Source organism: Pseudomonas sp. PA-5-4B, assembly GCF_021606215.1.
GTDB classification, from domain to species: Bacteria; Pseudomonadota; Gammaproteobacteria; order Pseudomonadales; family Pseudomonadaceae; genus Aquipseudomonas; species Aquipseudomonas edaphica.
In genome coordinates, this window is the sequence record NZ_WKDB01000067.1 from 1 (window position 1) to 25683 (window position 25683).

Genomic DNA, 25683 nt, shown 5'->3' on the forward strand with positions numbered 1-25683 from the left:
GCCCAGCGCGTAGAGAATGTCAGTCCCGCAACCCCCAGCGCCGCAAAATCAAAGTCATACCGCGCATGCCAGACCCGTTCATTGGTTTGCGAGAAGTTACTCAACTGATACTCGGAAAACAGATAGGTATTGGTGCCGTCCACATAGGTAAACGGCGTTGTGCCGTACTGCTCCTGATACCCGCCACCCATGCTATGCCCCTTGTAGCTGAACATCGCCCGCGTACTCAGCGCGCGGTTATCCACGTTGCCCGCCGAACCGGCACCTGAGGTGTCCGCATCGAAATATCGGATATCCATCTTGAGCAGGCCGCCGCCCAGCGCAACGCTGTTTTTCAGCCCAATAAAGTGCTGCTGATAAATATCTTCCAGCTGCGCAAAGTGATAACTCAGGGTCATGCCCGGCGTGAGCCTGTAATCGCCGCCGGCAAATCGAAAACGATCACTTCTGGCGGTGCTTTTGTAAGCCCCGCTCTGACTGGTCAGCCCCATATCCTCGTACTCGGTGGACTCACGCTGTTTGGTCTGGTCAATCTGCCCGCCAATCAGCGCCAGCCCGGCGATATCGGTGGAGGTCACCTGCGTGCCCCGGAACGTCTGCGGGAACAATCGGCTGGTATTGGGTTGCAACGTGGGCAAGTCCGGCAGCAGGTAGCCGCTGCGCAACTCGCTCTGGGCAACACGCACCTTGCCGGTCACGCCGTATTTGGAGTACTCGTCATGCGCACGCCTGGAGTAACTCGGTTTACCCGGCGCAGCATCGTTATCGCGCGACAATAAACCGGAGCCCGAGCGGTCCGGGCTGGAATCGAGTTTCAAGCCGAGCATGCCCACCACGTCAACACCCAACCCCACGGTGCCTTCGGTAAAGCCCGACTTGAGGTTGAGGATAAAACCCTGCGCCCACTCCTCGCGTTTGGATTGCCCGGCGTCTTCGCGGTAGTCACGATTGAAGTAGTAGTTTTTCAAGTCCAGATCTGCATTGCTGTCCTTGATAAAGTCCGCCTGGACCGGGGCGCACAGCAGGCCCCCGCTCATAAGACCGGCGCCCTTGAAGATCAGGTTGAGCGTGTTGTTAGGCATGTTGTTGGCTCCTGGCAGTCATTTCGGTGAGTAGGTCTTATTGTTTTTCTGGGCACGACGTTCACCCTCGCGCAGGCATGAAGGCCCGCGCGCCGGATGAAATCAGGGGGTTAAATTGCCGGTCGTATTCGGTAGCCGCCGCCCGGCAGTTTCTGCAGTGGGCTGGCGGCCGCCAGTAACTGGCGGGTGTAGGGGTGCTGCGCGCAATCGAAGATCTGCTCGCGTGCCCCCACTTCCACGACCTCGCCCTGGTGCATCACCGCCACGCGATGGGCGATGCGCTCCACGGCCGCCAGGTCATGGGAAATGAACAGGCAGGCAAAACCGTACTGCGCCTGCAAGCGCTCGAACAGTTCGAGGATCTGTTTCTGAATGGTCATGTCCAGGGCCGAAATCGGCTCATCGGCGACCACCAATTGCGGGCGGCGCACCAGTGCGCGGCCAATAGCGACACGCTGGCGTTGGCCACCGGACAGTTGGTGGGGAAAGCGTTCGACATACTCCTCACCCAGGCCGACATCCTTGAGGGTTTGCGTGACGCGCTCACGCCGCTCGGCGGCATTCAAACCGGGCTCGTGGCGCAGGGGTTCAGCAAGGATCTGGCCGATTTTCATCCGTGGGTTCAGTGATGAATACGGGTCCTGGAAAATCATCTGGCACTGCAGCCGGTGGGTACGGTTGGCGGCCTTGAGGATATCCACGCCCTTGAAGCGGATCGACCCGGCGCAAGGTTTGATCAACCCGACCAGCGAACGACCCAGGGTGGTTTTGCCCGAGCCACTGCCGCCCACCAGTGCCAGGGTTTCGCCAGGTGCAATCGCCAGGCTGGCCGAATGCACCACGCGCTGGTACTGGCGCTTGCCCCAGAACGAAGTCGGCCCAGGGTGCTCGATGCACACCTGGTCAATCTCCACCAACGGCGTGCTGCTCGCCGGCAATGCTGGCAGCTCGCCACGCCGTGGCAAGGCTTCAAGCAGTTGGCGGGTGTACTCGGCCTTGGGCGCCAGCAGGATGTCTTGGGTACTGCCCTGCTCCACCGCCTGGCCGTGACGCATCACTACCACTTTGTGCGCATAGCGGGCCACGAGTGACAGGTCATGGCTGATAAACAGAATGGCCGTGCCCTGTTCGCGAGTCAGCTCCAGCATCAACTCGATCACGTCCAACTGCGCCAGGCAGTCGAGGGCAGTGGTGGGTTCGTCGGCGATCAACAGCGCCGGGCGCAACAGCATGACCGAGGCGAGCATGATGCGCTGGCGCATGCCGCCGGAGAACTGATGCGGGTAGGACTCCAGGCAACGTTCAGCCGCCTTGATCCCGATGCGACGCAGCATGGCCAGGCAGCGCTCGCGGATCTGCGGCGGGTCGAGGTCAGTGTGCAGCCTGAGCGCCTCACTCATCTGTTGGCCGATTTTTAACGCCGGGTTGAGCGACACCATCGGTTCCTGGAACACCATGCCGATGCTCGCACCACGAATCGCGCGCAATTCTTCAGTGCCGGCCTTGACCAGGTCGCGGCCCTGGAAATCCAGGCGCCCGCCACACACTTGCATCGGCAACGGCAGCAAGCCGATGGCAGCGCGAGCGGCCATGGTCTTGCCGCTGCCCGACTCGCCCACCAACGCCACAATCTCGCCCGGCGCGATACAGAAACTCAGGTCATCGACGGCCAGCGGGCCGTGTTCCCCGACGCGGATCTTCAGGTTTTGCACACTCAACAAAACACAATTGGCGGGCATGTTCATTTCCTCATCCGGGGGTCGAGACGGTCACGCAGTGCGTCGCCAAACAAGTTGATCGCCAACAGCGTCAGGCAGATAAACAGCCCCGGAAACACACCCAGCCAAGGTGCCGAGGCGATATACGGCCGACTGCTGGCAAGCATGTTGCCCCAGGTGGCAGCCGGTGGCGGTACGCCGAGGCCGAGGAAGCTCAGGGCGCTTTCCGAAAGCAGCGCCCAACCGAACATGCTGGTGGCCAGCACACACAGTGGCGCGAGGCAGTTGGGGGCGATGTGCCGCAGCATGGTGTACAGCTCGGAGTTGCCGATGACCCGCGAGGCTTCGATGTACTCCAGCTCACGTAGGGATAACACCGTGCCGCGCACGACCCGCACCACCGAGGGCGTGTAGGCAATGCCCAGGGCCAACACGATGCCGTATTTGCTGGCACCGATAATCGCCATGATGCCCAGCGCCATGAGGATGCCGGGAAACGCCAGCAGCGCATCGTTGAACATCATCAACACGCGGTCGGTCCAACCCCGCAAGTAACCGGCGAGCATGCCGATCACGGTGCCGGCCAGTACCGCCACCGTCACCGTGAGCAAACTCACCCACAGGCTGGTGCGGGCACCGATCAGCAAGCGGCTGAACACGTCGCGACCAAACTCATCGGTGCCCAACCAATGGGCCGCTGATGGTGCTTGGAAACGCGCGATCAAGTCGATCTTCAGCGGATCGAACGGCGACCACACCAACCCCATCAACGCCAGCGCGATCAACGCCACCAGCAGCCCGCCGCCGATCACGGCATTGGCCGGCGCCCACCCGCGTCGGCGCTTGGCCGCTACGGGCACGGCAATAGTCGAACTCATAACTTCACCCTTGGGTCGAACAGCGGATAGAGCAGATCCACACACAGGTTGACCAGCACATAGATAAAGGTGATCAACAACAGGCAGCCTTGCAGCACCGGATAGTCGCGGGCAAAAATCGCATCGACCATCAAGCGGCCGATGCCAGGCAGGGTGAACACCGTTTCCAGCACAGCGATTCCACCCAGCAGGTTGCCGAGGATCAGCCCGACCAGCGTCCAGGTCGGCGCAAACGCATTGGGCAACGCGTGTTTCCACAGCACCGCACGTTCCGACAGGCCTTTGGCGCGGGCGTGGGCGATGTACTCCAGGCGCAGCACTTCGATGGTGCTGGCACGCGCCATGCGGGTAATCGCGCCCACTTCAACCAGGGTCAGCGTCACCACCGGCAGCACCATGTAGCTGATCGCTTGCCACGGCGCCTGGGCAAAACTCACGTAGCCCACCACCGGCAACCAGCCCAGTTGAATACCAAAGGCATGCAGCAGCAACAGGCCAAGCCAGAAACTGGGAATCGACAGCAACAAGGTGGCGACGGACACCAACCCAAGGTCGAGCGCGCTGTTTTGTTTCCAGGCCGCGATCAAGCCAATCGGCACGGCGATCAACGTGGCAAACAACACCGCCACCAGCACGATGGTGGCGCTGACGCTGAAGCGGTCCAGGATCAGCGGCAATACCGCCTGCTTGGTGCTGATGGATACACCCAGGTCGAAGCTCATTACGGCCTTGAACCAGATCAGGAACTGCATGACCAGCGATTGATCCAGGCCCAGGGTGTGGCGCATATCGGCCAGGCTTTGCGGGTCGGCCATATCACCGAGCATCAACAGCGCCGGGTCGCCCGGGATCAGGCGAATCAGTGCGAACACCATCACCGAGATCAGCAGCAGTGTCGGAATCGCCATCGCGAGTTTTTGCAAAATAAAACGCAACATGCTCAGGCCTCGTTAGTGGGCCGCGAGGCTGACGCCCCACAGCCTTGGCGATGACACCGGCCAGGAATGGAAGCCCTTGACGCTGTCGCGCAGCGCCGCGGCTACTGTGCCGTTGTAGATGATCACCATGGGCGTGTCGTGGATCATCATCGAGTGCAACTGGTCGAACAGCGCCTGGCGCTTGGCCGTGTCGCTCTCGCGCACCGCCTCACGCAGTACCGCCTGGGCCTGGGGGTTATCCCAGACCTTACGCGGTTCCTTGCTCTTGTCACCCATCAGCGAATCGAAGCTGGTAGCGGGGTCCAGGCGCGAGGAGTAAGAGAACGCCATCATCTGGTAATTGCCACTCTGGTAGCGCTCCAGTTGGGTGCCCCACTCCAGGGTTTCCATCTGGATGTTCAAGCCACTGGCCACCGCCATTGCCTGGCTGAGCAGGCCCATGTCGAACATCTGCGAATAGCGTTTATTGACGATCATCTTGATCGGCTGGCCGTGGTAACCGGCCTCTTTCAACAGGCGCTGGGCCAGCTGCGGGTCGTAGCGGTAGCCCTGCTTGGCGGTGGCACTGTAGAAGGGGCTGGTTTGTGCGATGGCCGAGTTGTTCGGCTCGGAGGTGCCGTTGGACAGCGCATTGACCATTTGCCCGTAATCCAGAGAATGGGCGATGGCCTGGCGGATGCGCACATCTTTGAGCAGCGGATCGTTGGTCTGGAACAACAAGCCACAGATGGCCATGATCGGGCTGAATGAAATCTGCACACCCGGTGTGGTTTTCAACTCCTGCGCATCGCTGGCGCTGACATTGGGCAGCAGGTCAATGTTGTTGGACATCAATGCCGCCTTGGCCGACGACGGGTCGGGGATCACCATAAAGCGCACTTCATCCACCAGGGCCTGCTTCTTGCCGGTAAAGCCGTCCGGTGCAGCGTCGTCACGAAGGCTGTAGTCGTGAAAGCGCGACAGCACCACGTATTGCCCGGGTTTCCATTCGGTGAGGCTGAACGGGCCGGTGCCGACAGGGGCTTTCCAACTGCCATCGGCGGCCAGCGAATCGGGGTGCAGGATGCCGCTGCCGGCGCAATCGGGGCGCGCCATCGAAGCCAGGAACAGGCCGCTGGGCTGGTCGAGATGGAACACGACGGTGAGCGGGTCCGGCGTGTCGATGGCGGTGATTTTCGCCCCGCCACGCCCGTCGAATTCGGCCAGGCAACGCCACTGGGTCTTGGGGTTGAGGTAGCGCTCCCAGGTCCACTTCACATCATCGGCAGTTAATGTCGCACCGTTCTGGAAGTGCACGCCTTCGCGTAATTTGAAGGTGTAGGTCAAGCCGTCGTCGGCGCGTTGCACCTCGCGGGCCAGCAACGGGCCAACCGAAGCGTCTTCGCGGTGGGCTACCAGGCCCTCAACGATGTGCAGCATCACGGTGTCGGTATTTTCGTCACGGTTGACGCCCGGCTCGGTGCTGCGGATGTCGGCGTTCAAGCCGACGCGCAAGGTGGTCTGGGCCTGCGCAAAGCCGGCGCCGAGTACGAGGGTGACGCACAGCGTGCCATTAAGTAAGCGATTCAAGGGAGATGTTCTCCTTCGCACAGAAGCGGCCTGGGGCAGGAGCCGGCTTCAAGCCTGTTTGAGGTCGTTGTTGTTATGGCCTGAACGGGATCAGTGCCGCGGATGTTTTTGTTTTTTTAAATTCGCCCGGACATACTCACAGCATGGAGTTGGCTTGTAAATGTTTTTTTAATTACTTAAAAACATTAAAGCCTTCTACTCTTCAACCGATGATGGTTTTTCAGTGCAATAAAAAAGAGGCCGAAGCCTCTATGGGTGTAAACCAGCGTGCGCCCGCAGGCGCTCGCTTAATGCAGGACCGCTCGCGTAATCAGGTAACTCACCAACTGCGGGTCATCCTCCAGCTCCAGGGTCTGCACCGGGCGCGGCAAATCATCCAGCACCGCACGCCAGAACGCCTGGGACACTTCATCCTGGTCATAGAAACGCACCAGCCAATCGGCCTGGCCGCTGCTCAACACCTGGGTGGCAATGGCACGGCCAATGCCTTTGCGGCGGTAGCGCTTGAGAATGAACAGGTCGGCCAGTTCCAGGGCGTCGATGCCTGGCAGTTCGCTGCCTTCGATCAGCAAGAAGCCGGCGATATAACCGTCCACCAGCAGCAGGTTGGCGCTCCATTGCGGGTCGTGCCAGTAACGGGTCAGGTGCTCATCGTGGATGTAGAAGCGGCCATCCGCCTCGACATCTTCCTGTTCCCAGTCCGAGGACTCATAGGCGTAATACTGGTAAAGGTTGCGGATCAGCTCGGACGCTTCGGGGCCAGTCTGGATCAGTTCAACGGTGGTTTCAGGCATGGGGCTCTCGGTGACAAAACGCAGGGCGCCATTGTTCACAAAACACGCGCGCAGGCCAATACATTGCATAACCTTTCTGTTTGCTGAACCGATTGCGGATTTGCCCCGTCCAACCGAAATTCCTGAAACATTTAGAATAAACTTCGTCAGCTTCGACCTTTTCCTCAAGGACCTCTATTTTGACCAACGTCTGTTCCGCCGGCCTGGATGTGGGCTTTGCCTCCCTGGATTACCTGCAGATTTTCATCCTGGGTGTGATCCAGGGCATTACCGAGCTGCTGCCGGTGTCGTCCACCGCCCACATGCGTGTGGTGCCCGCCCTGCTCGGCTGGCAAGACCCCGGCTCGGCGTTTTCGGCGGCGATGCAGTTGGCGGCGCTGGCGGCGGTGGTCAGTTATTTCTGGCGCGATGTGCGCCAGGTCACCACGGGCAGCATCGGTGCGGTACGCCGGGGCGACTACAACGACCCGTGGTTCAAGCTGGCGGTGGCGATTGTGCTGGCGACCATCCCCATCGGCATTGCCGGCCTGGCCTTGTCCTCGACCCTCAACAGCTGCAACTCGCCGTTGCGCGGCCTGATGGTGATCGGGATTTCCTGTGTGGTGATGGCGGTACTGCTGGCGGTGGCCGAAGTGCGCGCACGTCACACCCGGGACATGGGCCAGATGCGCCTGCGCGATGCACTGATTGTCGGGGTTGCGCAAATTGGCGCGCTGATTCCCGGCGTATCGCGCTCGGGCTCGACGCTGACCGCTGCGCTGTTCCTCAACTTCAAGCGTGAAGAAGCCGCGCGCTTTTCATTCCTGCTGGGCCTGCCCGCCATCGCGCTGGCCGGTTTGAAAGAGCTGTGGGTGCTGCTGCACGCCGACATGCCCGCCCACGCCTGGCCGCATTTGCTCTTCGGCCTGGTGGTGGCAAGTATCTCGGCGTTCTTCGCGATCTGGGGCCTGATGAAGTTCCTGGAGCGGTTCTCCACCTGGCCGTTTGTGATTTATCGCGCGCTGCTGGGAGTCTTCTTGATTGTGGCGGTCAGCACCGGGTTGCTCAGTTAAGCCCCCGGTTGACGGTCGGCCAGCTCTTCAAGCAAATCGGCCGAAGGCACAAAAAACAGGCCGCCGGTCACGGCGGTACTGAAGTCCAGCAAGCGGTCGTAGTTGCCGACCGGGCGGCCGACGAACATGTTTTCCAGCATCAACTCCAAGGGCTGCGGCGAGCGCACGTAGCCGATAAAGTAGGTGCCGAACTCGCCGGCGCCTGGGCGGCCAAAGGGCATGTTGTCGCGCAGGATTTTTACTTCTTCGCCGTTTTCGTCGGTGATCACGGTCAGGGCGCTGTGGGAGTTGCTCGGCTTGGTCTCTTCATCCAGCTCGATGTCGGCCAGTTTGGTACGCCCGATCACTTTCTCCTGGGCTTCCACCGTCAGCTCGTTCCAGGCGCTCATGTTGTGCAGGTACTTCTGCACCAGCACGTAGCTGCCGCCTTCAAATTCCGCGTCTTCATCGCCGACGATGGTAAAGCCGACGGCCTTGCGCCCCACCGGGTTCTCGGTGCCGTCGACAAAACCGATGATGCTGCGCATATCGAAGTAACGGAAACCCTGGACCTCATCCACCACCTTGACGCTGTCGCCCAGGGCCACCATCAACTGCGTGGCCAATTCGAAGCACAGGTCCATCTGCTCGGCGCGGATATGCAGCAGGATATCGCCGGGCGTCGACGGCGCCATGCGCCCTGGCACGCCGAACTCGCGAAACGGGTGCAAGGCCGCCGGGCGTGGCCCGCCGAACAGCCGGCTCCAGGCATCCGAGCCGAACCCGCAGACGCAGGTCAGGTTGCCCGCCGGCACGCGCTTGCCCACCGAACGCACCAGCCCGGCGATATCGCCGCACCAGGCGCGCACCTGGTCTTCACTGCCGGGAGCGACGGTTGCAACCATGAAGATCGCGCTGCTGGTGATGGGATGGCAGACGGACTGCGGCTCAAGAGGTGGCTGAACAGGGCAAGTCTTCATGATGAAAGTCCACAGGCTAAGGGCGGTTTTAACCCGCGCAGATTAGCAGATCATCGATGGCAGCTCTCCCACACCTGGCGAATCAGGGTCTTCAGCTTCAGCGCGTCGGCCCAGCGGTCGCTGATTTCACCGCCGTTTGCATCCGTGATTGCATAGGGCGGCGGGCCCAGCTCACAGGTGAACGACAGGCTATTGGGCGCATCGGGCCGGGCCAGCCAGTCTTCAATCCCGTAGCGCCACCAACCGGTAAAGCGTTCTACCCAGGCCTGGTGTTGGGGGAAACCCACAGAGACCTGCACCTGTTCACTGCTGGCCACTCGCCCGTGAAAGCCCCAGCTGTGGCGCAATATCGTGCGTATCTGCTCGTCGTCCTCGAACGCGCCCGGTTCCGGTAACTCCCGGCCGACGACGTAATGGGACAGGTCGGCGAGCAGTTTCAGGTCGGGCATCTGTGCGAGCAGGTCGAGGGTGAACAGCAGGTCGTTGGTAAGGCGGTAGCGATGGGTTTCCAGCAGGATCGGAAAGTCCACCTGTTCGGCCAGGCGCTGCCAGCCTTCGACCAGGCGGGCCGCCTCGGCCAGCGTGCGCGGGCGCACATCGGCCTGCAGGGTGAGGTGGTGGCAGCCGTAGCGGCTGATCACATCCAGCACGGCGGCCAGGTCATCCACCGATTGCGGGAACAGTTGGCCTTCGATCTGCAAGCCCCTGGCGCTGGCGGCAGCGTGCAGGCGCGCGACCTCGGCGGGTTTCCAGTAATGATCGGTGATGCCGTCGAAGCCGGCGGCGGCGATGCGATCGAGCTGAGCTTCCAGCGGCCCCGGTTCGGTCTGCATGGCCCAGAGGGATTGGAACACCAGCAATTGGTGCATATCAGCCTCGCAGCACGTGTTTAAGGGAAACGTCCGGGTTGGCCAGATCGGCCGTATTGAGTGCAATGCGCGCGCTGATCAAGCGTTCGCACAGCTTGATGTCCTTGGCCACGCCATTGCCGAGCGCCCAGCCGCAAGCGCCTTGCAAATGCCCGTCGGTATCCAGGTGGAACAACAGCAAACCACCGCCCGGCAGTGCGCGGCTGACCGTCAGCGGGGTCATCACGCCAACGGTCTGCAAGCCCCAGTCGTACTGGTCGGACCAAAAACCCGGCATGGCCTCGAACGGCAACTCACGCCCCAACATATTCAGCGCAGCATGGCGACCTTGGGCTTCGGCATTGCGCCAGGTTTCCTGGCGTTGATACAGGCCTCCCAGGCGAAACTCACACACATCGCCCGCCGCATAAATGTTCGGCGCACTGGTGCGCAGTTGCGCATCGACGCGAATGCCCTGCCCCACTTCCAGCCCCGCTGCTGCAGCCAGTTCGAGATTGGGTTGCATGCCAATGCCGACCACCACCCGATCACACGGCAAGCGCTGCCCATCGACCAGTTGCACCGCGTCGGCGTCGATGGATTCGAGTGCCACATTCAAGCGCACCTCAACGCCTTGCTGGCGGTGCAAATCCAGCAGCGCTTCGCTGATCACCGGCGGCAACACCCGGCCCGCCAAGCGTGGGCCAGCTTCGAGCACCGTCACCTGGCAGCCCAGGCCGCGCGCGGTCGCCGCTACTTCCAGGCCGATAAAACCACCGCCGACCACCACCAGCCGCGTGCCGGGGCGCAAGGCGTCGCGCAGGGCCAGCGCCTCATCATGGGTGCGCAGGTAAAGTACGTTCGCCTGCTCCACAGGCCAGCGTCGCGCCCGGCCGCCGGTGGCCAGCAGCACACCGGCAAAGTCCAGCCATTGGCCGTCAGCCAGTTGCAGCCGGTGCTGGTGCGGCTCCAGGCGCGTAACCGGGTTGCCGGCGATATGCTCGATGCCCAGCGCGGCCATGCGCTGGCCGTCACACAGGCTGCAACCCGCCAGGTCCATGCTGCCTTGCAGCAAGCCCTTGGATAACGGCGGGCGCTCGTAGGGCAAGTGCGGTTCATCGCCGATCAGGATCAGGCGCCCGGTGTAGCCTTCTTCGCGCAAGGTCAGCGCCGCACGGCCACCGGCATGGCCGGCGCCGACGATAATCAGGGGGGCGTTCATGCTCACGCCGTCACGGCGAGCAGAACCCGCCCCGCTTCGACCCGCACCGGGTAGGTTTTGAGGTTGACGCACACCGGCGCGCCGAGGGCCTTGCCGGAGCGGTAATCAAAGCGCCCGTTGTGCTTGGGGCACTCGATCACGTGGTCCATCACCAGGCCGTCGGCCAGGTGGATTTTCTCGTGGGTGCACAGGCCGGCAGTGGCAAAAAACTCATTCTCGGCCGAGCGGTACACCGCGTAAGTGTGCGGCCCATGGTCGAAGCGCAGCACGTCTTCTTCGTCAATTTCGCCCACGGCGCAGACGTCGATCCATTGATCGTTCATGGCGTTGTTCTCTCTATGCATGGCCTTCCTTGTGGCGAGCGAGCTTGCTCGCGCCGGGCTGCGAAGCGGCCCCAAGGTCGGCAGTCGAGTATTGTCTGAAAGAATGCGGTGGTTTTTATTGGGGCTGCTGCGCAGCCCAGCGCGAGCAAGCTCGCTCGCCACTGTGAGTGGGGCGCTGCACGAAGTAGGTCGGATCGCTGCGCTGCTTCCAGATCGTCGGCAGGATTTCCTTGTACGCCTCAAGAATATTCGCGTATGGCGGCGGGCAGTCGCTGCGGATCTCTTCGTGCAGTTGCGCCAACGCGTGGTACGGCACCATCGGGTACATGTGGTGTTCGAGGTGGTAGTTCATGTCCATGTAGATAAAGCGCAGCACGCGATTCATGTAGATGGTGCGGCAGTTGCTGCGATGGTCCAGCACATCCTCGGCCAGGCCCACATGCTGGGTGAGGCCGAACAGGTAGCCGAGCCAGGCGCCGTAAAGGCTCGGCAGGCCGACCAGCATCAGTGGCAGCCAGCTGTGCAGGTACAACGCGGTGCCGATCACCAGCGCATAAATGCCGACCCAGATCCGCGCAGCGCGGAACACCTTGGGCCATTCGGACTCGGGGATGAAGTCCTGTTCCTGGGCGCTCATCCTGCCGATCGCATGGCGCGCCACGCCGCTGAAGGTTTTCCAGGCCAGCGGCAGGTTGAACAGGCTCAGGCCCATCATCAACAGGCTCGGCGGGCGCGGCTCGACGATCTCCGGGTCACGCCCGACCACGATGGTGTCGGTGTGGTGCCGCGCATGGCTCCAGCGCCATACATGCGGCTCGAAAATGCACATGAAACTCGCCACCTGGTACAGCCCAACATTCATCCAGCGGGTCTTGAAAGCGGTGCCGTGGCCGGTCTCATGCCAACGTGGGTTGGACGCGGTGCCGTAGAGCACGCCGTAAGCCATAAAGAATGGCACGCAGGCCCACGAGCCCCAGAACCAGTAGCCGCCAAACCCCGTGACCAGCAACGCCGACACCCACAGGGCTGTGTCGAGCAACGCCGGGCCGTCACGGCGCTGCATCAGTTCTTTCATGCGTTTGCGCGAGATCGGCGATTGATACCAACTGGCCGAGACCAACCCCTTTTCTGCGGCGCGGGCAGCTTCAAGGCCGGTGAGGCTGTAGTCGCGCCGGGCGCGGTGAGGCGTGTGTTCAGGCATTGTTATTGTTCTCCGCAAGCGTTGGGTAACAGGTGCTTTGCGAACCAACCATAGAGCGCGGATAAATCCGCCTCAAGGCCTTGAATCCATTCCCTATCAAGCTATCATCCAGGCCCAGCGAGGCTTGATAGTTTTCTATCAAGACGCTTGAGAGGCCTGTCATGAATAATAATAAACGCCCGACCATCGCCACCGTTGCCGCCCAGGCGGGCTTGAGTGTGGCCACCGTCGACCGCGTACTCAACGCCCGAGCGCCGGTGAATCCGCAGACCGCCGAACAGGTGTTCCAGGCCGCCGAAGCCGTGGGTTATTTTGCTGCACGGCTGATAGGCCAACGCATTCGTGAGCGGCGCCCCACCTACCGTTTCGGCATCCTGCTGCTGGGCACCGCCCAAGCGTTTTACGCCAACCTGGCGCAGTCGATCAGCACGGCCGCGCAGCAGCACGCTACAGCCAACCTGACCTGCCAGTTCGACTACATTCTCGACCGCACGCCCAGTGCCATCGCTACGCAAATCGAGCAACTGGCGGTGCAATGCGACGCGCTCGCCGTCGTCAGCTTCGCCCACCCGTTGATCAACGCCACACTGGCGCAGGTTCGCGAAGCCGGCGTGCCGGTGGTTGCGCTGCTCTCGGATATCCACGAACAAGCCTTGGAGCCGTATGTGGGCCAGGATAACCACGTGGTCGGGCGCACCATGGGCTGGCTGCTGGCGCGCACCTGCGGCGCACGCAAAGGCAGCGTCGGCATCCTGTTGGGCGGCCATCGTTTTCTCGGCCACCAGGCGCGGGTTGAAGGCTTGCACAGTTACCTGGCCGAGCATGCGCCGGGGCTCAAGCCGCTGGAACCGCTGATCAACCTGGACAACAGCGACATCACTGAAGAAGCCACCCTCGACCTGCTCACCCGCCACACCGACCTGCGCGGCCTGTGCGTGGTGGGCGGCGGCGGCGACGGCGTGATCAATGCCCTGGCGCAGCTGCCCAAACGGCCGGCGCTGTGCTGCATTTTGCAGGAGTCCACCGCGTTGTCGCGTGAGGCGCTGAGCCGAGGTTTGATTGATGTGGTGATGGACTCGCAGCCTCGGCAGACGGCGACCGCGCTGATCGAATTACTGGTGGAGTTGCAGGCCGCCGAGGCCTTCGATCCACTGCGGCACAGAGTGCATATCCCACCGCAGATCGTGACCTCGGAGAACCTGTCCAACTGATACACAACGATCAAAAACTGGCCCACCGCAATCGCAGGCAAGCCAGCTCCCACAGTTTGATCGAGTTTCAGTCCAAAATCGGTGTATTTCAACCGCCTCGGCCAGCGCAACGTGTGGGTGCAGTTCGAGCAGCGCTACAAATAGTTTGGAAGAATATGGAGGTCCAAAGGTGGGAGCGGGCTTGCCCGCGATAGCGGTGGGTCAGTTGCAAATTTATCGACTGACACTCCGTCATCGCAGGCAAGCCAGCTCCCACAATTTGCCCGGGTTTCAGTCCAGATCGGTGGCGTCGTGGCGCTCAGCCAGTTGCTCCTCAGGTGCCCCGGACACCCGATTCACCCGCCGCCCACGCTGCACCGCCGGACGTGCTTCAATCGCCTCGGCCCAGCGCAGCACGTGCTTGTACTCGTGCACCGACAAAAACTCCGCTGACGCGCCGTACAAACGGCCCTTGACCAAGCCGCCATACCACGGCCAGATCGCAATATCGGCAATGGTGTACTCATCGCCGGCAATGTACTTACTCACCGCCAGGCGCTGGTCGAGCACGTCCAGTTGACGCTTGGTTTCCATGGCGAAGCGATTGATCGGGTATTCCATCTTGCTCGGCGCATAGGCGTAAAAATGCCCGAAGCCGCCGCCCAGGTACGGCGCGCTGCCCATCTGCCAGAACAGCCACGACAAACACTCAGCCCGCGCAGCAGGCTCGGTGGGGAAGAACGCGCCAAATTTCTCGGCCAGGTAGTGCAGGATCGCACCCGACTCGAATACGCGAATCGGCGTGTCACCACTGTGGTCCATCAACGCCGGGATCTTGGAGTTGGGGTTGACTGCCACAAAGCCGCTGCCGAACTGGTCGCCATCGCCGATCTTGATCAGCCACGCGTCATATTCCGCGCCGCTGTGCCCCAGGGCCAGCAGTTCTTCGAGCAGGATGGTGACCTTCTGCCCATTCGGCGTGGCCAGGGAATACAGCTGCAACGGGTGTTTGCCGACCGGCAGTGCTTTGTCATGGGTCGCACCGGCAATGGGTCGGTTGATGCTGGCGAAAGTGCCGCCACTTTCGGTGTCCCAGGTCCACACCTTCGGGGGTAGGTAGTCGGTCATGCTCACTTCTCCTTGATTTGAGTACTGTTCGATGCAGCCAGTTGGGCCACGTTCCATCCGCCGCCCAGCGCCTTGATCAGGCCCACATTAGCGCTTAATTGCTGGGTTTGCAGTTGCAGCACACTGCGCTTGGCTTCCAGCGCAGCCACTTGGGCGGTGACCACATCCAGATAGGCCACGGCGCCCTGGCGATAACGCGAGGTCGACAGGTCTTCGGCGTATTGTGCGGCAGCGGCAGCGTCACGCTGGTCATCCAGGGCGCTGCCCAGGCCCGCAATCTGCGACAGGTTGTCTTCCACTTGCTCGAAAGCGCCCAGCACTACGCCACGGTATTTGGCCGCGGCTTCGTCAGTGGCGGCCTTGGCAATATCCACCTGGGCCTGGCGCGCGCCGCCATCAAAGATTGTGCCGACCAGCGACGGGCCGATGGCCCAGAACAGGTTGGGTGCGCTGAGCAAACGGGCAAACTCGTCACTCTGATAGCCGCCCTGGGCGCTCAAGGTGATCTGCGGGAACCACGCGGCCTTGGCCACGCCGATCCGCGCATTGGCCGACGCGATGCGACGCTCGGCAGCGGCAATATCCGGGCGGCGTTGCAGCAGGCTCGACGGCACGCCCGTGGGCACGTTGGGCAAGGCAATCGGCGCCACATTCACGGCGACGGTATAGGTTGAGGCGGACTCCCCCAGCATCGCCGCAATCGAATGCTCCAGCACCGCCCGTTGCACCAGGCTCTGGTTCAATTGCGACTTGACCGTCGACAGCTGCGTGCGCGCCCGCGCCACGTCCAGCCCGGACACGATCCCGCCGCCGTGCAAGCCTTCGGTCAGGCTAAGGGCTTTGGTGTAGGCGTCGCGGGTCTGTTCCAGCAGTTGGTTCTGCCAGTCGATACCGCGCAGGCGGATGTAACTGTCAGCCAATTGCGCTTGCAGGCTCAGGCGTACCGACGCCAGGTCGGCCCTGGCCGCCTCCGAGTCACTGGTGCCGGCCGCAACCGTGTCGCGCACGCGGCCCCACAGGTCGACTTCATAATCCACCTCCAGGCCCAATGTCGCGGAGTTATAGACGTCCGGCGAGGTGGCCGAGCGCAGCGGTTTGGTGCCCGACTGGCGAATACGCTGGCCGCTGCCGATGGCCGAGAGCTTGGGGAACAGCCCCGAACGGTCCTGGGCCAGGAACCCCTGGGACTGCTGGTAATGCGCGAGTGCCGCGCTCAGGTCCGGGTTGTTTTTCAGCAACTGCTGCTGCATCGCATCCAGCTGCGGGTCGTTGTAGATGCGCCACCAGCCGTCTCGGTTGGCCTGGTCGTCGGGCGCGCCGACCGTCCACGGGCCTTGGGTGTGAAACTGCGCGGCGACAGGTGTTTGCGGCACTTCAAGCGGCGGCGCCAACGAGCAGGCACCCAGGCTCAAGGTGGCGAGCAGGCCCAGCAGGTTGCGCTTAGCCATGGGGTTTGGCCTCGACGGAAGCGGCAGCCAATTGCACCGAATCATCATCGGCCAGGCCATCCGGCGGCGTATCGATCACGCGGTCAGCCGCTTGCAGGCCGCTGGCGATCTCCACGCTGTCGCCAAAGTCACGGGCGATGGTGACGGTCTTGAAGTGCACATGGTCCTGGCTGTCGAGGGTGGCGACGCGCATACCCTTGTCATCGAACACCAGGGCACTGGACGGTACGCGCAGCACGTCGGCCTGCACCGGCAAATCAAACTGCACGCTGGTGTAGCCACCGGGCAGCAGGCGGCCGCCGGGGTTGTCCACCAGCAGTTGCACCAAGGTGCTGCCGGACGCGGCGTTGACCGCATCGGCAGTGGCGATCACCTTGCCGGTAAAGGTTTCGCCGCGATACTCCGGCACGCTCAGGCGCGCCGTAGTGCCTTCGCGAATCTGTGGCGAGAAGGTCTGCGGCACCTGCACATACACGCGCAGACGGCTGACGTCGGCCACCGCAAACAGCTCTTTGCCGGCGGTGCCGCCAGCGCTGATCAACGCGCCCACGTCGGTACTGCGCGCGGTGACCACACCGGCAAACGGCGCGACCAGATGCTGGAAGCCCTTGGTCGCCACCAACTGCTCGACATTGGCTTTGGCCGCCGTCACTTTGGCCTGCTTGGCGGTCAGGTCGCCGGTGCGCTCGTCGACGTCCTGGCGCGACACCGAGTCGGTCGCGAGCATCGCCTGCCAGCGCTTGGCGGTGGTATCGGCCAGGTGTTCATCGGCCTGGGCTGAGGCCAAAGTGGCGCGGGCTTGCAGCAGTTGCTGGTCGAGTTCCGGGGTGTCGATTTCGGCCAATACCTGGCCGGCTTTGACGCGCGTGCCGATGTCGACATTCCAGGATTTCAGGTAGCCATTGACCCGGGCAAAAATCGACGCGCGCGAATAGGCTTCCATGCGCCCCGGCAAATTGAGTACCGGGCCTTGTGCTTGCACCACCGGCTTGACCAGGTTGACGCTGGGCAGCGCCTGCGCGTCGGTCCAGGTCCTGAGGTCACGGGAATCACTGGCACGCACGCTCAGGCCGACACCGACGACGACCACCACCGTCACCCCGCCCACGATCAGCCACAGCAGGCCACGGGACGGCTTTTTTTCAGCAATAGAAACGGACATGTCAAACCCCTTGGGAAACGGTAGTCGCCAGCGTGGCGTGTTGGCGACGCCCGTGGACCAGACTGAAAATCAATGGCACCAGAATCAACGTGGCGATGGTGGCAAACGCCAGCCCGCCGATCACCGCACGCCCGAGCGGCGCGTTCTGCTCACCGCCCTCGCCCAGGCCCAAAGCCATGGGCGCCATGCCGATAATCATCGAGATGGCGGTCATCAACACCGGCCGCAGCCGCGTGAAACCGGCCTCCAGCGCGGCCTGCACGGCATCGCCATGCACAGCCAGGCGCTCACGGCAGAAGCTCACCACCAGGATGGCGTTGGCGGTGGCCACGCCCATGCACATGATCGCCCCCGTCAAGGCGGGCACCGACAGCGGCGTATGCGTGACAAACAGCATCCACACAATGCCCGCCAGTGCCGCCGGCAACGCGGTGATGATCACAAACGGGTCGGCCCAGGACTGGAAGTTGACCACGATCAGCAGGTAGATCAGCACCACCGCGCCCAACAGGCCGAACAGCAAGCCACTGAAGGCCGCGTTCATGGTCTGCACCTGGCCCTGTAAAATCACCTTGGAGCCGGTCGGCACTTCACCGGCGTGGGCCGCGATGATTTTCTGGATATCGGCAGCGACGCCACCCAAATCGCGGTCCTGAATCGCCGTCAGCACCTCAACCACCGGCTGGATATCCGACTGGCTGAACACCGAACTGCTGTGGCTGCGCTGGATATTCGCCAGGCCGCCCAAGGTCTGGTCGGTGGCCGCGCCATTGCTGCCGCTCAGCGGCAAGTTGTGCAGTGCGGCCAGGCTTTCCAGGTTGTATTGCGGGGTTTGCATCACGATCGGGTAGGAAATGCCATTGGCCGGGTTCAACCAGAACGTCGGTGCCACCTGGCTGGAGCCCGCCAAGTTGACCACCAGACTGTTGGTGACATCGCGCTCGGTGAGGCCGACCAACTGCGCACGGGTGCGGTCCACGTCGATATTGAACGTCGGCAATTGCCGCGACTGCTGGATGCGCGCATCCACCACCCCCGGCACCCGGCGAATATCACGCAGCAGCGCGCTGGCATAGGTGAAGTTGCCCGCGAGGTTATTGCCGGTGATTTGCAGGTCGATCGGTGCCGAAGAACCGAAGTTGAGGATCTGCCCGACAATGTCCGAGGCCGGGAACGAGAACACCGCGCTAGGGAACTCCCGTGGCAGGGTTTCGCGCAATTGGCGCATGTACTCGGCGGTCGGGCGATGGCCTTCGTTGAGGCTGATCTGGATATCGGCGTCCTGGGAACCCACGGTGCCGGTGTTGTTGTACACCACGTTGATACCGCTGATGGACAGGCCGATGTTGTCGACCAAGGCTTTAAGTTCCTGGGCCGGGACTTTGCGCCGGATCGCGTTTTCGATGTCGGCAATCAGGTGCGCATTACTCTCCACCCGTGTGCCCACCGGAGCGCGGACGTGCAACAGGATCAACCCGGAATCGACCTCGGGGAAGAAGTTGCGGCCCAGGAACGGCACCAACGCAAACGACACGGCGACAAACGCCAGCAAGCCGATCACCACCGCGCGACGATGGTGCAAGGCGCTGTGCAATACGCTGTGGTAACGCTCGCGAAAGGCTTCAAAACGCTTTTCGAAACCGCGCTGGAAATTCACCAGCGGGTTGCGCGACGGTGCGTGCCCGTCGTCGCCGTGTAGATGCGGCTTGAGCAGGTAGTTGGCCAATGTCGGCACCAGGGTCCGCGACAGCAGGAACGAGGCGATCATGGCAAAGATCACCGCTTCGGCCATCGGCACGAACAGGAAGCGCGCCACACCCTCCAGGAAGAACATCGGCACAAACACGATGCAGATACACAGCAGCGAGACAAACGCCGGGGTCACGATCTGCGCCGCCCCGTCGAGGATTGCCGTCTGCACCGGTTTGCCCTGCTCCAGGTGCCAGTTGATGTTCTCGATGGTTACCGTGGCATCGTCCACCAGAATACCGACGGCCAGCGCCAGGCCGCCGAGGGTCATGATATTCAGGGTTTCGCCCAGCGCCGAAAGCGTGGCTATCGAGGCCAGGATCGCCAGCGGAATCGAGGTGGCAATGATCACCGTCGAACGCCAACTGCCGAGGAACAGCAAAATCATCAGGCTGGTCAGCGCCGCCGCGATCAAGCCTTCACGGGCCACGCCGCTGATGGCCGAACGCACGAACAGCGACTGGTCGCCGATCAAATCGATATTCAAGTTGGGCGGCAACGCAGCCTTGTTGTCGGCAAGCTTTTCCTTGATGCCCGCGATCACGCCCAAGGTCGATGCCGAACCGGTCTTGAGCACCGGCAGCAGCACCGAGCGGTTGCCGTTCACATGCACGATGTTGGTTTGCGGCGGGTTGCCGTCGCGCACGGTGGCCACGTCCCGGATCAGCACGGTGGTGCCGTCGGCGGTCTTGATCGGCAGGTTTTCCAGGTCATGGAAGTCCGAAGGTGAGTTGTTCAGTTGCAGGTTGAATTCGTAGCTGCCGATCTTCTGGGTGCCTACCGGGGTGATCAGGTTCTGCGTGGCCAGGGCAGTGGCGACGTCCTGTGCCGACAGGCCACGGGCTTGCATGCGCGCCGAATCGAGGTCGATCTGCACTTGCCGGCTCTTGCCGCCAAACGGGTATGGCAGGGCCGCGCCGGGCACGCTGGTGAGCATCAGGCGCACCTGGTTCAGGCCGATATCACCCAGGCGCTGTTCGCTCAGGCCCGGCCCAGAGAGTGCAAGCTGCACAATCGGCACGGTGGAGGCGCTGTAGTTGAGCACCAGCGGCGGCACGGTGCTGGGCGGCAATTGCCGCAGGATCGCCTGGGACACCGACGTCACCTGGGCGTTGGCGGTGCTGATGTTGACGCCGGGCTGGAAGAAGATCTTCACAATCCCGTAGCCGTTCATCGACTGCGCTTCGATATGGCGAATGTCGTTCACGGTGGTGGTCAGCACCCGCTCGAACGGCGAGGTGATGCGCCCCGCCATCTGGTCCGGCGGCAAACCGGTGTACTGCCAGATCACCGCAATCACCGGAATGCGGATTTCCGGGAAGATGTCCGTCGGCGTGCGCCAGGCCGCCAGCGGCCCGACGATCAGGATGAAAATGGCCAATACCAAAAAGGTATAGGGGCGCAGCAAGGCGATGCGCACGAGGTTGAGCATAGGAGGTGATCCAGACAGGAGATTGGTCGGTCAAGCAGGCTGCGCCATGCCGTTTCCCGCCTCGCCCCATGCACGTCCTGGGGTTTTTGTAACGACATCCCGGTCACAAAGAGGCATATGCCACGATATCGAACTTAGTGGCATACGCAACTAATTTGTTTCAAGCTGTCTCAGTTTTCATCTGGAACGTCAGTTCGGTCCGAAAGGCCTTGTCCTGACAGGTCGCGCAGGCATAATCAGCCGCGTCGTGTTTTGTATCAGAGAGTATCTGCCCTTGAAATCTGCCCCGCCTTGCTCCGAGAGCCCCAGCGCCTGCGTCAACGGTGCCGTGCGCCGCACCTCGCGCCGCCTGGGCCAGATCTATGACGAAGCGTTCGCGCCCTGCGGGCTCAAAGCCACGCAATACGCGCTGCTCAACCGCATCGCCAAGGCCGGCACGCCGAAAATGGGCGAGCTGGCACAAACCCTGGTGATGGATTTGTCCGCGCTCGGCCACACGCTCAAACCGCTGGTACGTGACGGCCTGGTGGAGCTGCGCGTGGACGAACTCGACCGGCGTACCCGGCGCGTGCTGCTGACCGAACAAGGCAAGCGCACCCACCTGGCGGCCAAGCGTATTTCCACGCAAATGGCCGAACGCTTCGATCAGGCATTCGGCCGTGAAGCGGCGGCGCAACTGCGCCAGACCCTGGACTTTATCGCCTCCGACGAATTTGCCCGCACCCTGTTGGCCAAGGACAATTAAGCCATCGGCTGGTGGTTGGTAACGCAGTGGATACCGCCGCCGCCCGCGGCAATCGCATCGATATTGAGTTGCAGTACTTTGCGGCTCGGGTAGAGCCGTGACAGCAGGTCCAATGCCTTGCGGTCCGCCTCCGGGTCGCCGAATTCGGGCGCAATTACCGCGCCGTTGATCACAAAATAATTGATATAGCCGGCGGCGAAGTCCTCGTTACCTTTGCTGAACTTGCTTTTGCGCGGGTTCAGCGGCGGCGATACGGTGTGCACCTGCAACGGGCGGCCGTCGGCGTCAGTGGCGTTCTTGAGGATTTCCAGGTGCGCAAGGGTGACTTTGTGGTCGTAGGACTCGGGGTCGGTATCGAGGTTGGCCAGCACCACGCCGGGCGACACAAACCGGGCGTAGAAGTCGACGTGGGCGTCGGTGATGTCCTTGCCCTTGATGCCCGGCAGCCAGATGATCTTGCGCAGCCCCAGGCGTTCCTTAAGTTCGGCCTCCACGTCGGCCTTGCTCCAGTCGGGGTTGCGGTTGCGGTTGATCCAACTGCTTTCGGTCATGATGCCGGTGCCCAGGCCATCCACTTCGATTGCCCCACCCTCGCCCACCAGCTCACTGCGAATGTGGCGCGCGCCGGTTTCTTCGGCCACCAGCGCCGCCAACTGCGCGTCATCGGCATGTTGTTGTTTGTTGCCCCAGCCATTGAAGTTGAAATCCACTGCGCCTTCGCCACCGGTGCCATCGATGACGAAATTGGCGCCGGTGTCGCGCATCCAGATATCGTCCAACTCGGTTTCGACAAAGGTGATATTGCGCGTGCCGCAGTGTTTTTCCGCCAATGCGCGCTCGTCTTCGCGACAGAACACAGTGACCGGCTCATAGTTGGCAATCGCCCTGGCGATACGGCCCAGGGCCGCTTGCACATCAGCGGTAAAGTCTTCCCAGATAGCGTCCTGGGCGCCAAAGGCGATAAAGGCTTGGCGGTGTTTTTCGCCTTCGTCGGGCATGTAGAAACGGCCTTTGACAGCGGCACGTACATGGGTGGTGAATAAGGTCATGGCACAGACCACGCTGGCTTGTTTGATGAAGGTTCGACGGGTTGGCATGGGGGTCTCTACTTGGTGGTCGCTGTCTTGAATTTAGTCCACATGCGCATGCGCGCACGCATATCCGCCTGGGGGATGTCTTTGCCGGCAATCAACCGCTCGAAGGTGGCTGCATCCGGGTAAATTTGCGGGTTATCACGCATGGCTGCCTCCACCGCCGGGCGGGCCTTGGCGTTGGCCGTAGGGTAGCCGGTGAAGTTGGTGATGGCGGCCATGTTCTGCGGGCGCATCACGAAGTTGATAAAAGCATAGGCGTATTCCGGGTGCTGGGCGTCGACGGGAATGGCCATGGTATCCATCCATACCGTGGTGCCCTCGCGAGGGATGTGATAACCAAAGGTCACCGATTTGCCGGCCGCATCGGCGGCGCGCTGGGCTTGGGTCATGTCACCGCTGTAGCCGAGAGACAGGCACAAATCACCGTTGACCAAGTCGGTCACCGGTTGCGACTGGAACTTGCGGATATACGGGCGCAGCTTGAGCAGCAAGTCACTGGCAGCGGCCAGGTCTTCACGTTTGGCGCTGCGCGGGTCGCGCCCCAGGTAGTTGAGCACCACGGCCAGCACTTCATCCGGTGAATCGATCAGCGAAATGCCACAGTCGGCGAACTTGGCGGCAAATTCGGGCTTGAACAGCAGGTCGAGACTGTTGACCGGCGCGTTCGGCAAGCGCTGCTTAATCTGTGCGGTGTTGTAGGTCAGGCCGATAGTCCCCCAGGTGTAGGGCACCGTGGCTTTGTTCGAGTTGACGTAGTGGCTGCGCAACTTCTGCAAACCCGGCTCGATATCATCCAGCGCAGTGAGCTTGGCAGGGTCCAGCGGTTGCAGGCTGCCGGCGCGCATCAGGCGCTCGGCCACGGTGTCGCCGGGGAAGATCAGGTCGTAGCCGCTGCCGCCGGCCATCAACTTGGCTTCCAGGGTTTCGCTGCCGTCCATCACGTCGTAGATCACCTTGATGCCGGTCTCGGCGGTGAAAGCCGACAAGGTGTCCGGCGCAAAATAGTCCGCCCAATTGTAGAGTTTCAGCGTCTTGTCATCGGCCGTGGCGCAGGCGCTGGTGAGGATCAGGGCACAGCTCAAAAGCAGTCTCATGATGGGCGTCCGTCCAGGGTCAGCAGTGCGTCATACATGTGCGGGCGGCGGTCGCGGAAGATGCCCCAGGTCCGGCGTTCTTCGCGCATCGCAGACAGGTCCAGGGAGTGCACGAGTACGCCAGTGGATTCGCGATCAGCTTCGACCAGCAGCTTGCCTTTGTGGTCGCAGATAAACGACGAGCCATAGAAATCCATTTGCAGGCTCGCATCCGTTGTCGCCACTTCACGGCCTACGCGGTTGGCCGCCACTACCGGCACCAGGTTGGCGGCGGCGTGACCGCGCATGGTCATTTGCCAGTGGTCACGGGAGTCGAGCGCCGCGCAGCCGGGTTCCGAGCCGATGGCCGTGGGGAACAACAACACTTCAGCACCCTGCAACGCCAGGCAGCGGGCGGTTTCGGGGAACCACTGGTCCCAGCAGATACCGACACCCAGGCGCCCGAACGCCGTGTCCCAGACGCGAAAACCGGTGTCGCCGGGGCTGAAATATTCCTTCTCCTGGTAGCCGATGGCGTTGGGAATATGAGTCTTGCGGTACACGCCCATCAACTGCCCATCGGCATTGGCCACACTCAGGGAATTGAAGTAGGCATTACCGGCCTTTTCGAACCAGCTCAGCGGCAGCACCACGCCCAGTTCCTTCGCCAATGCGGCGAAACGCTTGAGCACGCGGCTGTGCTGATACTCCTCGGCCAGTGCCAAATGTTTGTGATGCTGCTCGATACAGAAATACGGCGTGGCGAACAGCTCCTGCAGCAGGATGACCTGGGCGCCCTGTGCGGCGGCATCGCGCACCAACCGCTCGGCGCGGTCGAGGTTACCCGGCAAGTCCCAGGTACACGGCATCTGGGTAGTAGCAATCGTCAATACAGTCATGGCATTACCCCTTTAACGGCCAGGCCGGTTGCTGTTGCGTGATGCAATGCACCCCGCCGCCGCCGTGGGCCAAGTGGTTGATCTGCACCGGCACGATTTCACGGCCCGGGAACGCCTGGGCCAGCACCTCGGCCGCTACCTGATCAGCCTCAATGCCGTAGGCCGGCATGATGATTGCGCCGTTGGCAATGTAGAAGTTGGTGTAGGAGGCGCAAAACACTTCTGCATCGGTGTCCACTGCGTCGGTGGCCTCATACAGTTCGATCAGTTCGAAACGGCGGCCATGGGCGTCGGTGGCCAGTTCCAGGGCGCGACGGTTTTCGCGTACCACTTGGGCGTAGGTCGAGTGGTGATCGTGGGTGGCATCCACCAGCAGCAGGCCAGGGCGGGCGAAGGCACACACGCCGTCGACGTGGCCGTCGGTCATATCGCCAGTGACGTAATCCGGGTCGCCGGGCAGCCAGATAGTCTTTTTGATCCCCAGCAGGCGCGCGAAGACCTCTTCCATCTCGGCCTTGGTCATACCGGGATTGCGGTTGGGGTTGAGCAGCACCGATTCGGTGGTGATCAAGGTGCCCTCGCCGTCCACATGGATCGCGCCGCCTTCATTGCTCAGCGGCGTGCCGAAGCATTCCAGCCCCAGGTGATTAAGCACCCGGCGCGCCAGGCTTTCGTCCAAGTCATGGGCCGACTTGCCGCCCCAGGCGTTGAAGCGCCAGCTCACACCTGCCGCACCCTGTTGCGGGTGACAAATGAAGGTGGGGCCGGAGTCGCGGCACCAGCTGTCATTGACGGCCTCAGCGATCAACTCGATGCCAGGGCCACACAGGGCTTTGGCACTGGCGATTGCCGAAGGGTCGACAATCATTTTTACTGGCTCAAAACGTGCGATGGCATTGGCGACCCGCGCAAAATCCTGCTGCACCAATGCCAAAGTCACACCCCAGGTGCTTTCCCACAGCGCCTGGTTATGTGGCCAGACCATCCAGGTCGCCACATGATGGGACCACTCCGCGGGCATACACCAACCACTGCTTAAAATTTCACTACGCTGCATGACAAGCACCTTTGAGTTAAGTCATTGTGTTCAGTGAAAACTGCCCACGGAGTCTTGGCGCACATGCTACGTAGGCTGAAAAGGCCAAACAAACGATGGATTTTGTAGAAAACTGATTAGCG

Annotated in this window: 22 protein-coding genes; 3 read left to right on the forward strand and 19 right to left on the reverse strand. The window is 62.1% G+C overall.

All coding sequences use genetic code 11. The features are described from left to right. The 6 genes from GIW28_RS24880 to GIW28_RS24905 all read right to left on the reverse strand — a co-directional run. Positions 1-1082, reverse strand: a 1082-nt coding sequence (locus tag GIW28_RS24880) for an OprD family outer membrane porin (RefSeq protein ID WP_236490427.1), incomplete at its 3' end; no start/stop codon positions are given. A 110-nt stretch (positions 1083-1192) separates the two neighbouring features. Then, a complete protein-coding gene (locus tag GIW28_RS24885; protein ID WP_419789496.1) occupies positions 1193-2821 on the reverse strand; it encodes an ABC transporter ATP-binding protein in 1629 nt (542 codons plus the stop codon). A 2-nt stretch (positions 2822-2823) separates the two neighbouring features. Further along, entirely contained in the window at positions 2824-3678 is an 855-nt protein-coding gene (locus GIW28_RS24890; RefSeq protein WP_099549171.1) for an ABC transporter permease, read from the reverse strand. Beyond that, positions 3675-4616: an ABC transporter permease gene (locus GIW28_RS24895; protein WP_099549170.1), complete on the reverse strand. Its 942-nt coding sequence runs from the start codon at positions 4614-4616 to the stop codon at positions 3675-3677. The genes GIW28_RS24890 and GIW28_RS24895 overlap by 4 nt, the downstream gene beginning before the upstream one ends. A 12-nt stretch (positions 4617-4628) precedes the next feature. Then, entirely contained in the window at positions 4629-6161 is a 1533-nt protein-coding gene (locus GIW28_RS24900) for an ABC transporter substrate-binding protein (RefSeq protein ID WP_236447806.1), read from the reverse strand. A 311-nt stretch (positions 6162-6472) separates the two neighbouring features. After that, positions 6473-6979: a GNAT family N-acetyltransferase gene (locus GIW28_RS24905; protein ID WP_099549190.1), complete on the reverse strand. Its 507-nt coding sequence runs from the start codon at positions 6977-6979 to the stop codon at positions 6473-6475. A 179-nt stretch (positions 6980-7158) separates the two neighbouring features. On the opposite strand from GIW28_RS24905, the gene GIW28_RS24910 reads away from it, so the two are divergent. Then, entirely contained in the window at positions 7159-8031 is an 873-nt protein-coding gene (locus GIW28_RS24910) for an undecaprenyl-diphosphate phosphatase (RefSeq protein WP_099549168.1), read from the forward strand. On the opposite strand, the gene GIW28_RS24915 is transcribed toward GIW28_RS24910, so the two are convergent. From GIW28_RS24915 to GIW28_RS24935, 5 genes are all read right to left on the reverse strand, one after another. After that, the gene (locus tag GIW28_RS24915) at positions 8028-8990 is read right to left on the reverse strand and encodes a Dyp-type peroxidase (protein ID WP_236447804.1); all 963 of its coding nucleotides are present in this window, start codon (positions 8988-8990) and stop codon (positions 8028-8030) included. The two genes, GIW28_RS24910 and GIW28_RS24915, sit on opposite strands and share 4 nt — an antisense overlap. Before the next feature lie 50 nt (positions 8991-9040). Then, positions 9041-9859 carry a sugar phosphate isomerase/epimerase family protein gene (locus GIW28_RS24920; RefSeq protein ID WP_236447803.1) on the reverse strand — a complete coding sequence of 273 codons (819 nt, stop codon included), beginning with the start codon at positions 9857-9859 and terminating at the stop codon, positions 9041-9043. A 1-nt stretch (position 9860) separates the two neighbouring features. Next, positions 9861-11060 (reverse strand): NAD(P)/FAD-dependent oxidoreductase, encoded by a 1200-nt coding sequence (locus tag GIW28_RS24925; RefSeq protein WP_236447802.1) that lies wholly within the window; start codon positions 11058-11060, stop codon positions 9861-9863. Positions 11061-11062: 2 nt separating this feature from the next. After that, the gene (locus tag GIW28_RS24930; RefSeq protein ID WP_017134582.1) at positions 11063-11383 is read right to left on the reverse strand and encodes a MocE family 2Fe-2S type ferredoxin; all 321 of its coding nucleotides are present in this window, start codon (positions 11381-11383) and stop codon (positions 11063-11065) included. A 115-nt stretch (positions 11384-11498) separates the two neighbouring features. Next, the gene (locus GIW28_RS24935; RefSeq protein ID WP_236448148.1) at positions 11499-12584 is read right to left on the reverse strand and encodes a fatty acid desaturase family protein; all 1086 of its coding nucleotides are present in this window, start codon (positions 12582-12584) and stop codon (positions 11499-11501) included. A gap of 161 nt (positions 12585-12745) precedes the next feature. Here GIW28_RS24935 and GIW28_RS24940 point away from each other — a divergent pair, with 161 nt between their 5' ends. Then, entirely contained in the window at positions 12746-13795 is a 1050-nt protein-coding gene (locus GIW28_RS24940; RefSeq protein ID WP_099549164.1) for a LacI family DNA-binding transcriptional regulator, read from the forward strand. A gap of 270 nt (positions 13796-14065) precedes the next feature. Here GIW28_RS24940 and yghU read toward each other — a convergent pair whose 3' ends face one another. The 4 genes from yghU to GIW28_RS24960 are packed head-to-tail and all read right to left on the reverse strand — an operon-like array spanning position 14066 to position 20693. After that, positions 14066-14902 carry a glutathione-dependent disulfide-bond oxidoreductase gene (yghU, locus tag GIW28_RS24945; RefSeq protein ID WP_017134579.1) on the reverse strand — a complete coding sequence of 279 codons (837 nt, stop codon included), beginning with the start codon at positions 14900-14902 and terminating at the stop codon, positions 14066-14068. A 2-nt stretch (positions 14903-14904) separates the two neighbouring features. After that, complete coding sequence (locus tag GIW28_RS24950) at positions 14905-16350, reverse strand: efflux transporter outer membrane subunit (RefSeq protein WP_236459124.1); 1446 nt, start codon at positions 16348-16350, stop codon at positions 14905-14907. Continuing rightward, positions 16343-17512 (reverse strand): efflux RND transporter periplasmic adaptor subunit, encoded by a 1170-nt coding sequence (locus GIW28_RS24955; protein ID WP_099549159.1) that lies wholly within the window; start codon positions 17510-17512, stop codon positions 16343-16345. Before GIW28_RS24955 ends, GIW28_RS24950 begins: the two co-directional genes overlap by 8 nt. 1 nt (position 17513) lies before the next feature. Then, positions 17514-20693 (reverse strand): efflux RND transporter permease subunit, encoded by a 3180-nt coding sequence (locus GIW28_RS24960; RefSeq protein WP_236447692.1) that lies wholly within the window; start codon positions 20691-20693, stop codon positions 17514-17516. 274 nt (positions 20694-20967) lie between these two features. Between GIW28_RS24960 and GIW28_RS24965 the strand changes: the two genes are divergently transcribed. Continuing rightward, complete coding sequence (locus GIW28_RS24965) at positions 20968-21438, forward strand: MarR family winged helix-turn-helix transcriptional regulator (RefSeq protein ID WP_017134575.1); 471 nt, start codon at positions 20968-20970, stop codon at positions 21436-21438. Here GIW28_RS24965 and GIW28_RS24970 read toward each other — a convergent pair. From GIW28_RS24970 to GIW28_RS24985, 4 genes are read right to left on the reverse strand one after another with little or no spacing between them, the layout of a single operon-like run. After that, entirely contained in the window at positions 21435-22535 is a 1101-nt protein-coding gene (locus GIW28_RS24970) for an agmatine deiminase family protein (protein ID WP_236447691.1), read from the reverse strand. The genes GIW28_RS24965 and GIW28_RS24970 overlap by 4 nt on opposite strands. A gap of 8 nt (positions 22536-22543) precedes the next feature. Beyond that, the gene (locus GIW28_RS24975; RefSeq protein WP_026013487.1) at positions 22544-23626 is read right to left on the reverse strand and encodes an extracellular solute-binding protein; all 1083 of its coding nucleotides are present in this window, start codon (positions 23624-23626) and stop codon (positions 22544-22546) included. Further along, the gene (gene aguB / locus GIW28_RS24980; protein WP_017134572.1) at positions 23623-24504 is read right to left on the reverse strand and encodes an N-carbamoylputrescine amidase; all 882 of its coding nucleotides are present in this window, start codon (positions 24502-24504) and stop codon (positions 23623-23625) included. Before aguB ends, GIW28_RS24975 begins: the two co-directional genes overlap by 4 nt. A gap of 4 nt (positions 24505-24508) precedes the next feature. After that, complete coding sequence (locus GIW28_RS24985) at positions 24509-25561, reverse strand: agmatine deiminase family protein (protein ID WP_017134571.1); 1053 nt, start codon at positions 25559-25561, stop codon at positions 24509-24511. Positions 25562-25683: the final 122 nt, after the last annotated feature.

Bases quoted from the DNA above. Each gene is read 5' to 3' on its own strand.
- GIW28_RS24905 (WP_099549190.1), bottom strand. From the start codon at position 6,979: ATGCCTGAAACCACCGTTGAACTGATCCAGACTGGCCCCGAAGCGTCC.
- GIW28_RS24940 (WP_099549164.1), top strand. From the start codon at position 12,746: ATGAATAATAATAAACGCCCGACCATCGCCACCGTTGCCGCCCAGGCG.
- GIW28_RS24885 (WP_419789496.1), bottom strand. From the start codon at position 2,821: ATGCCCGCCAATTGTGTTTTGTTGAGTGTGCAAAACCTGAAGATCCGC.
- GIW28_RS24950 (WP_236459124.1), bottom strand. From the start codon at position 16,350: ATGGCTAAGCGCAACCTGCTGGGCCTGCTCGCCACCTTGAGCCTGGGT.
- GIW28_RS24970 (WP_236447691.1), bottom strand. From the start codon at position 22,535: ATGCCAACCCGTCGAACCTTCATCAAACAAGCCAGCGTGGTCTGTGCC.
- GIW28_RS24975 (WP_026013487.1), bottom strand. From the start codon at position 23,626: ATGAGACTGCTTTTGAGCTGTGCCCTGATCCTCACCAGCGCCTGCGCC.
- GIW28_RS24915 (WP_236447804.1), bottom strand. From the start codon at position 8,990: ATGAAGACTTGCCCTGTTCAGCCACCTCTTGAGCCGCAGTCCGTCTGC.
- GIW28_RS24960 (WP_236447692.1), bottom strand. From the start codon at position 20,693: ATGCTCAACCTCGTGCGCATCGCCTTGCTGCGCCCCTATACCTTTTTG.
- GIW28_RS24930 (WP_017134582.1), bottom strand. From the start codon at position 11,383: ATGAACGATCAATGGATCGACGTCTGCGCCGTGGGCGAAATTGACGAA.
- GIW28_RS24895 (WP_099549170.1), bottom strand. From the start codon at position 4,616: ATGTTGCGTTTTATTTTGCAAAAACTCGCGATGGCGATTCCGACACTG.
- GIW28_RS24985 (WP_017134571.1), bottom strand. From the start codon at position 25,561: ATGCAGCGTAGTGAAATTTTAAGCAGTGGTTGGTGTATGCCCGCGGAG.
- GIW28_RS24935 (WP_236448148.1), bottom strand. From the start codon at position 12,584: ATGCCTGAACACACGCCTCACCGCGCCCGGCGCGACTACAGCCTCACC.
- GIW28_RS24890 (WP_099549171.1), bottom strand. From the start codon at position 3,678: ATGAGTTCGACTATTGCCGTGCCCGTAGCGGCCAAGCGCCGACGCGGG.
- GIW28_RS24925 (WP_236447802.1), bottom strand. From the start codon at position 11,060: ATGAACGCCCCCCTGATTATCGTCGGCGCCGGCCATGCCGGTGGCCGT.
- GIW28_RS24920 (WP_236447803.1), bottom strand. From the start codon at position 9,859: ATGCACCAATTGCTGGTGTTCCAATCCCTCTGGGCCATGCAGACCGAA.
- GIW28_RS24955 (WP_099549159.1), bottom strand. From the start codon at position 17,512: ATGTCCGTTTCTATTGCTGAAAAAAAGCCGTCCCGTGGCCTGCTGTGG.
- yghU (WP_017134579.1), bottom strand. From the start codon at position 14,902: ATGACCGACTACCTACCCCCGAAGGTGTGGACCTGGGACACCGAAAGT.
- aguB (WP_017134572.1), bottom strand. From the start codon at position 24,504: ATGACTGTATTGACGATTGCTACTACCCAGATGCCGTGTACCTGGGAC.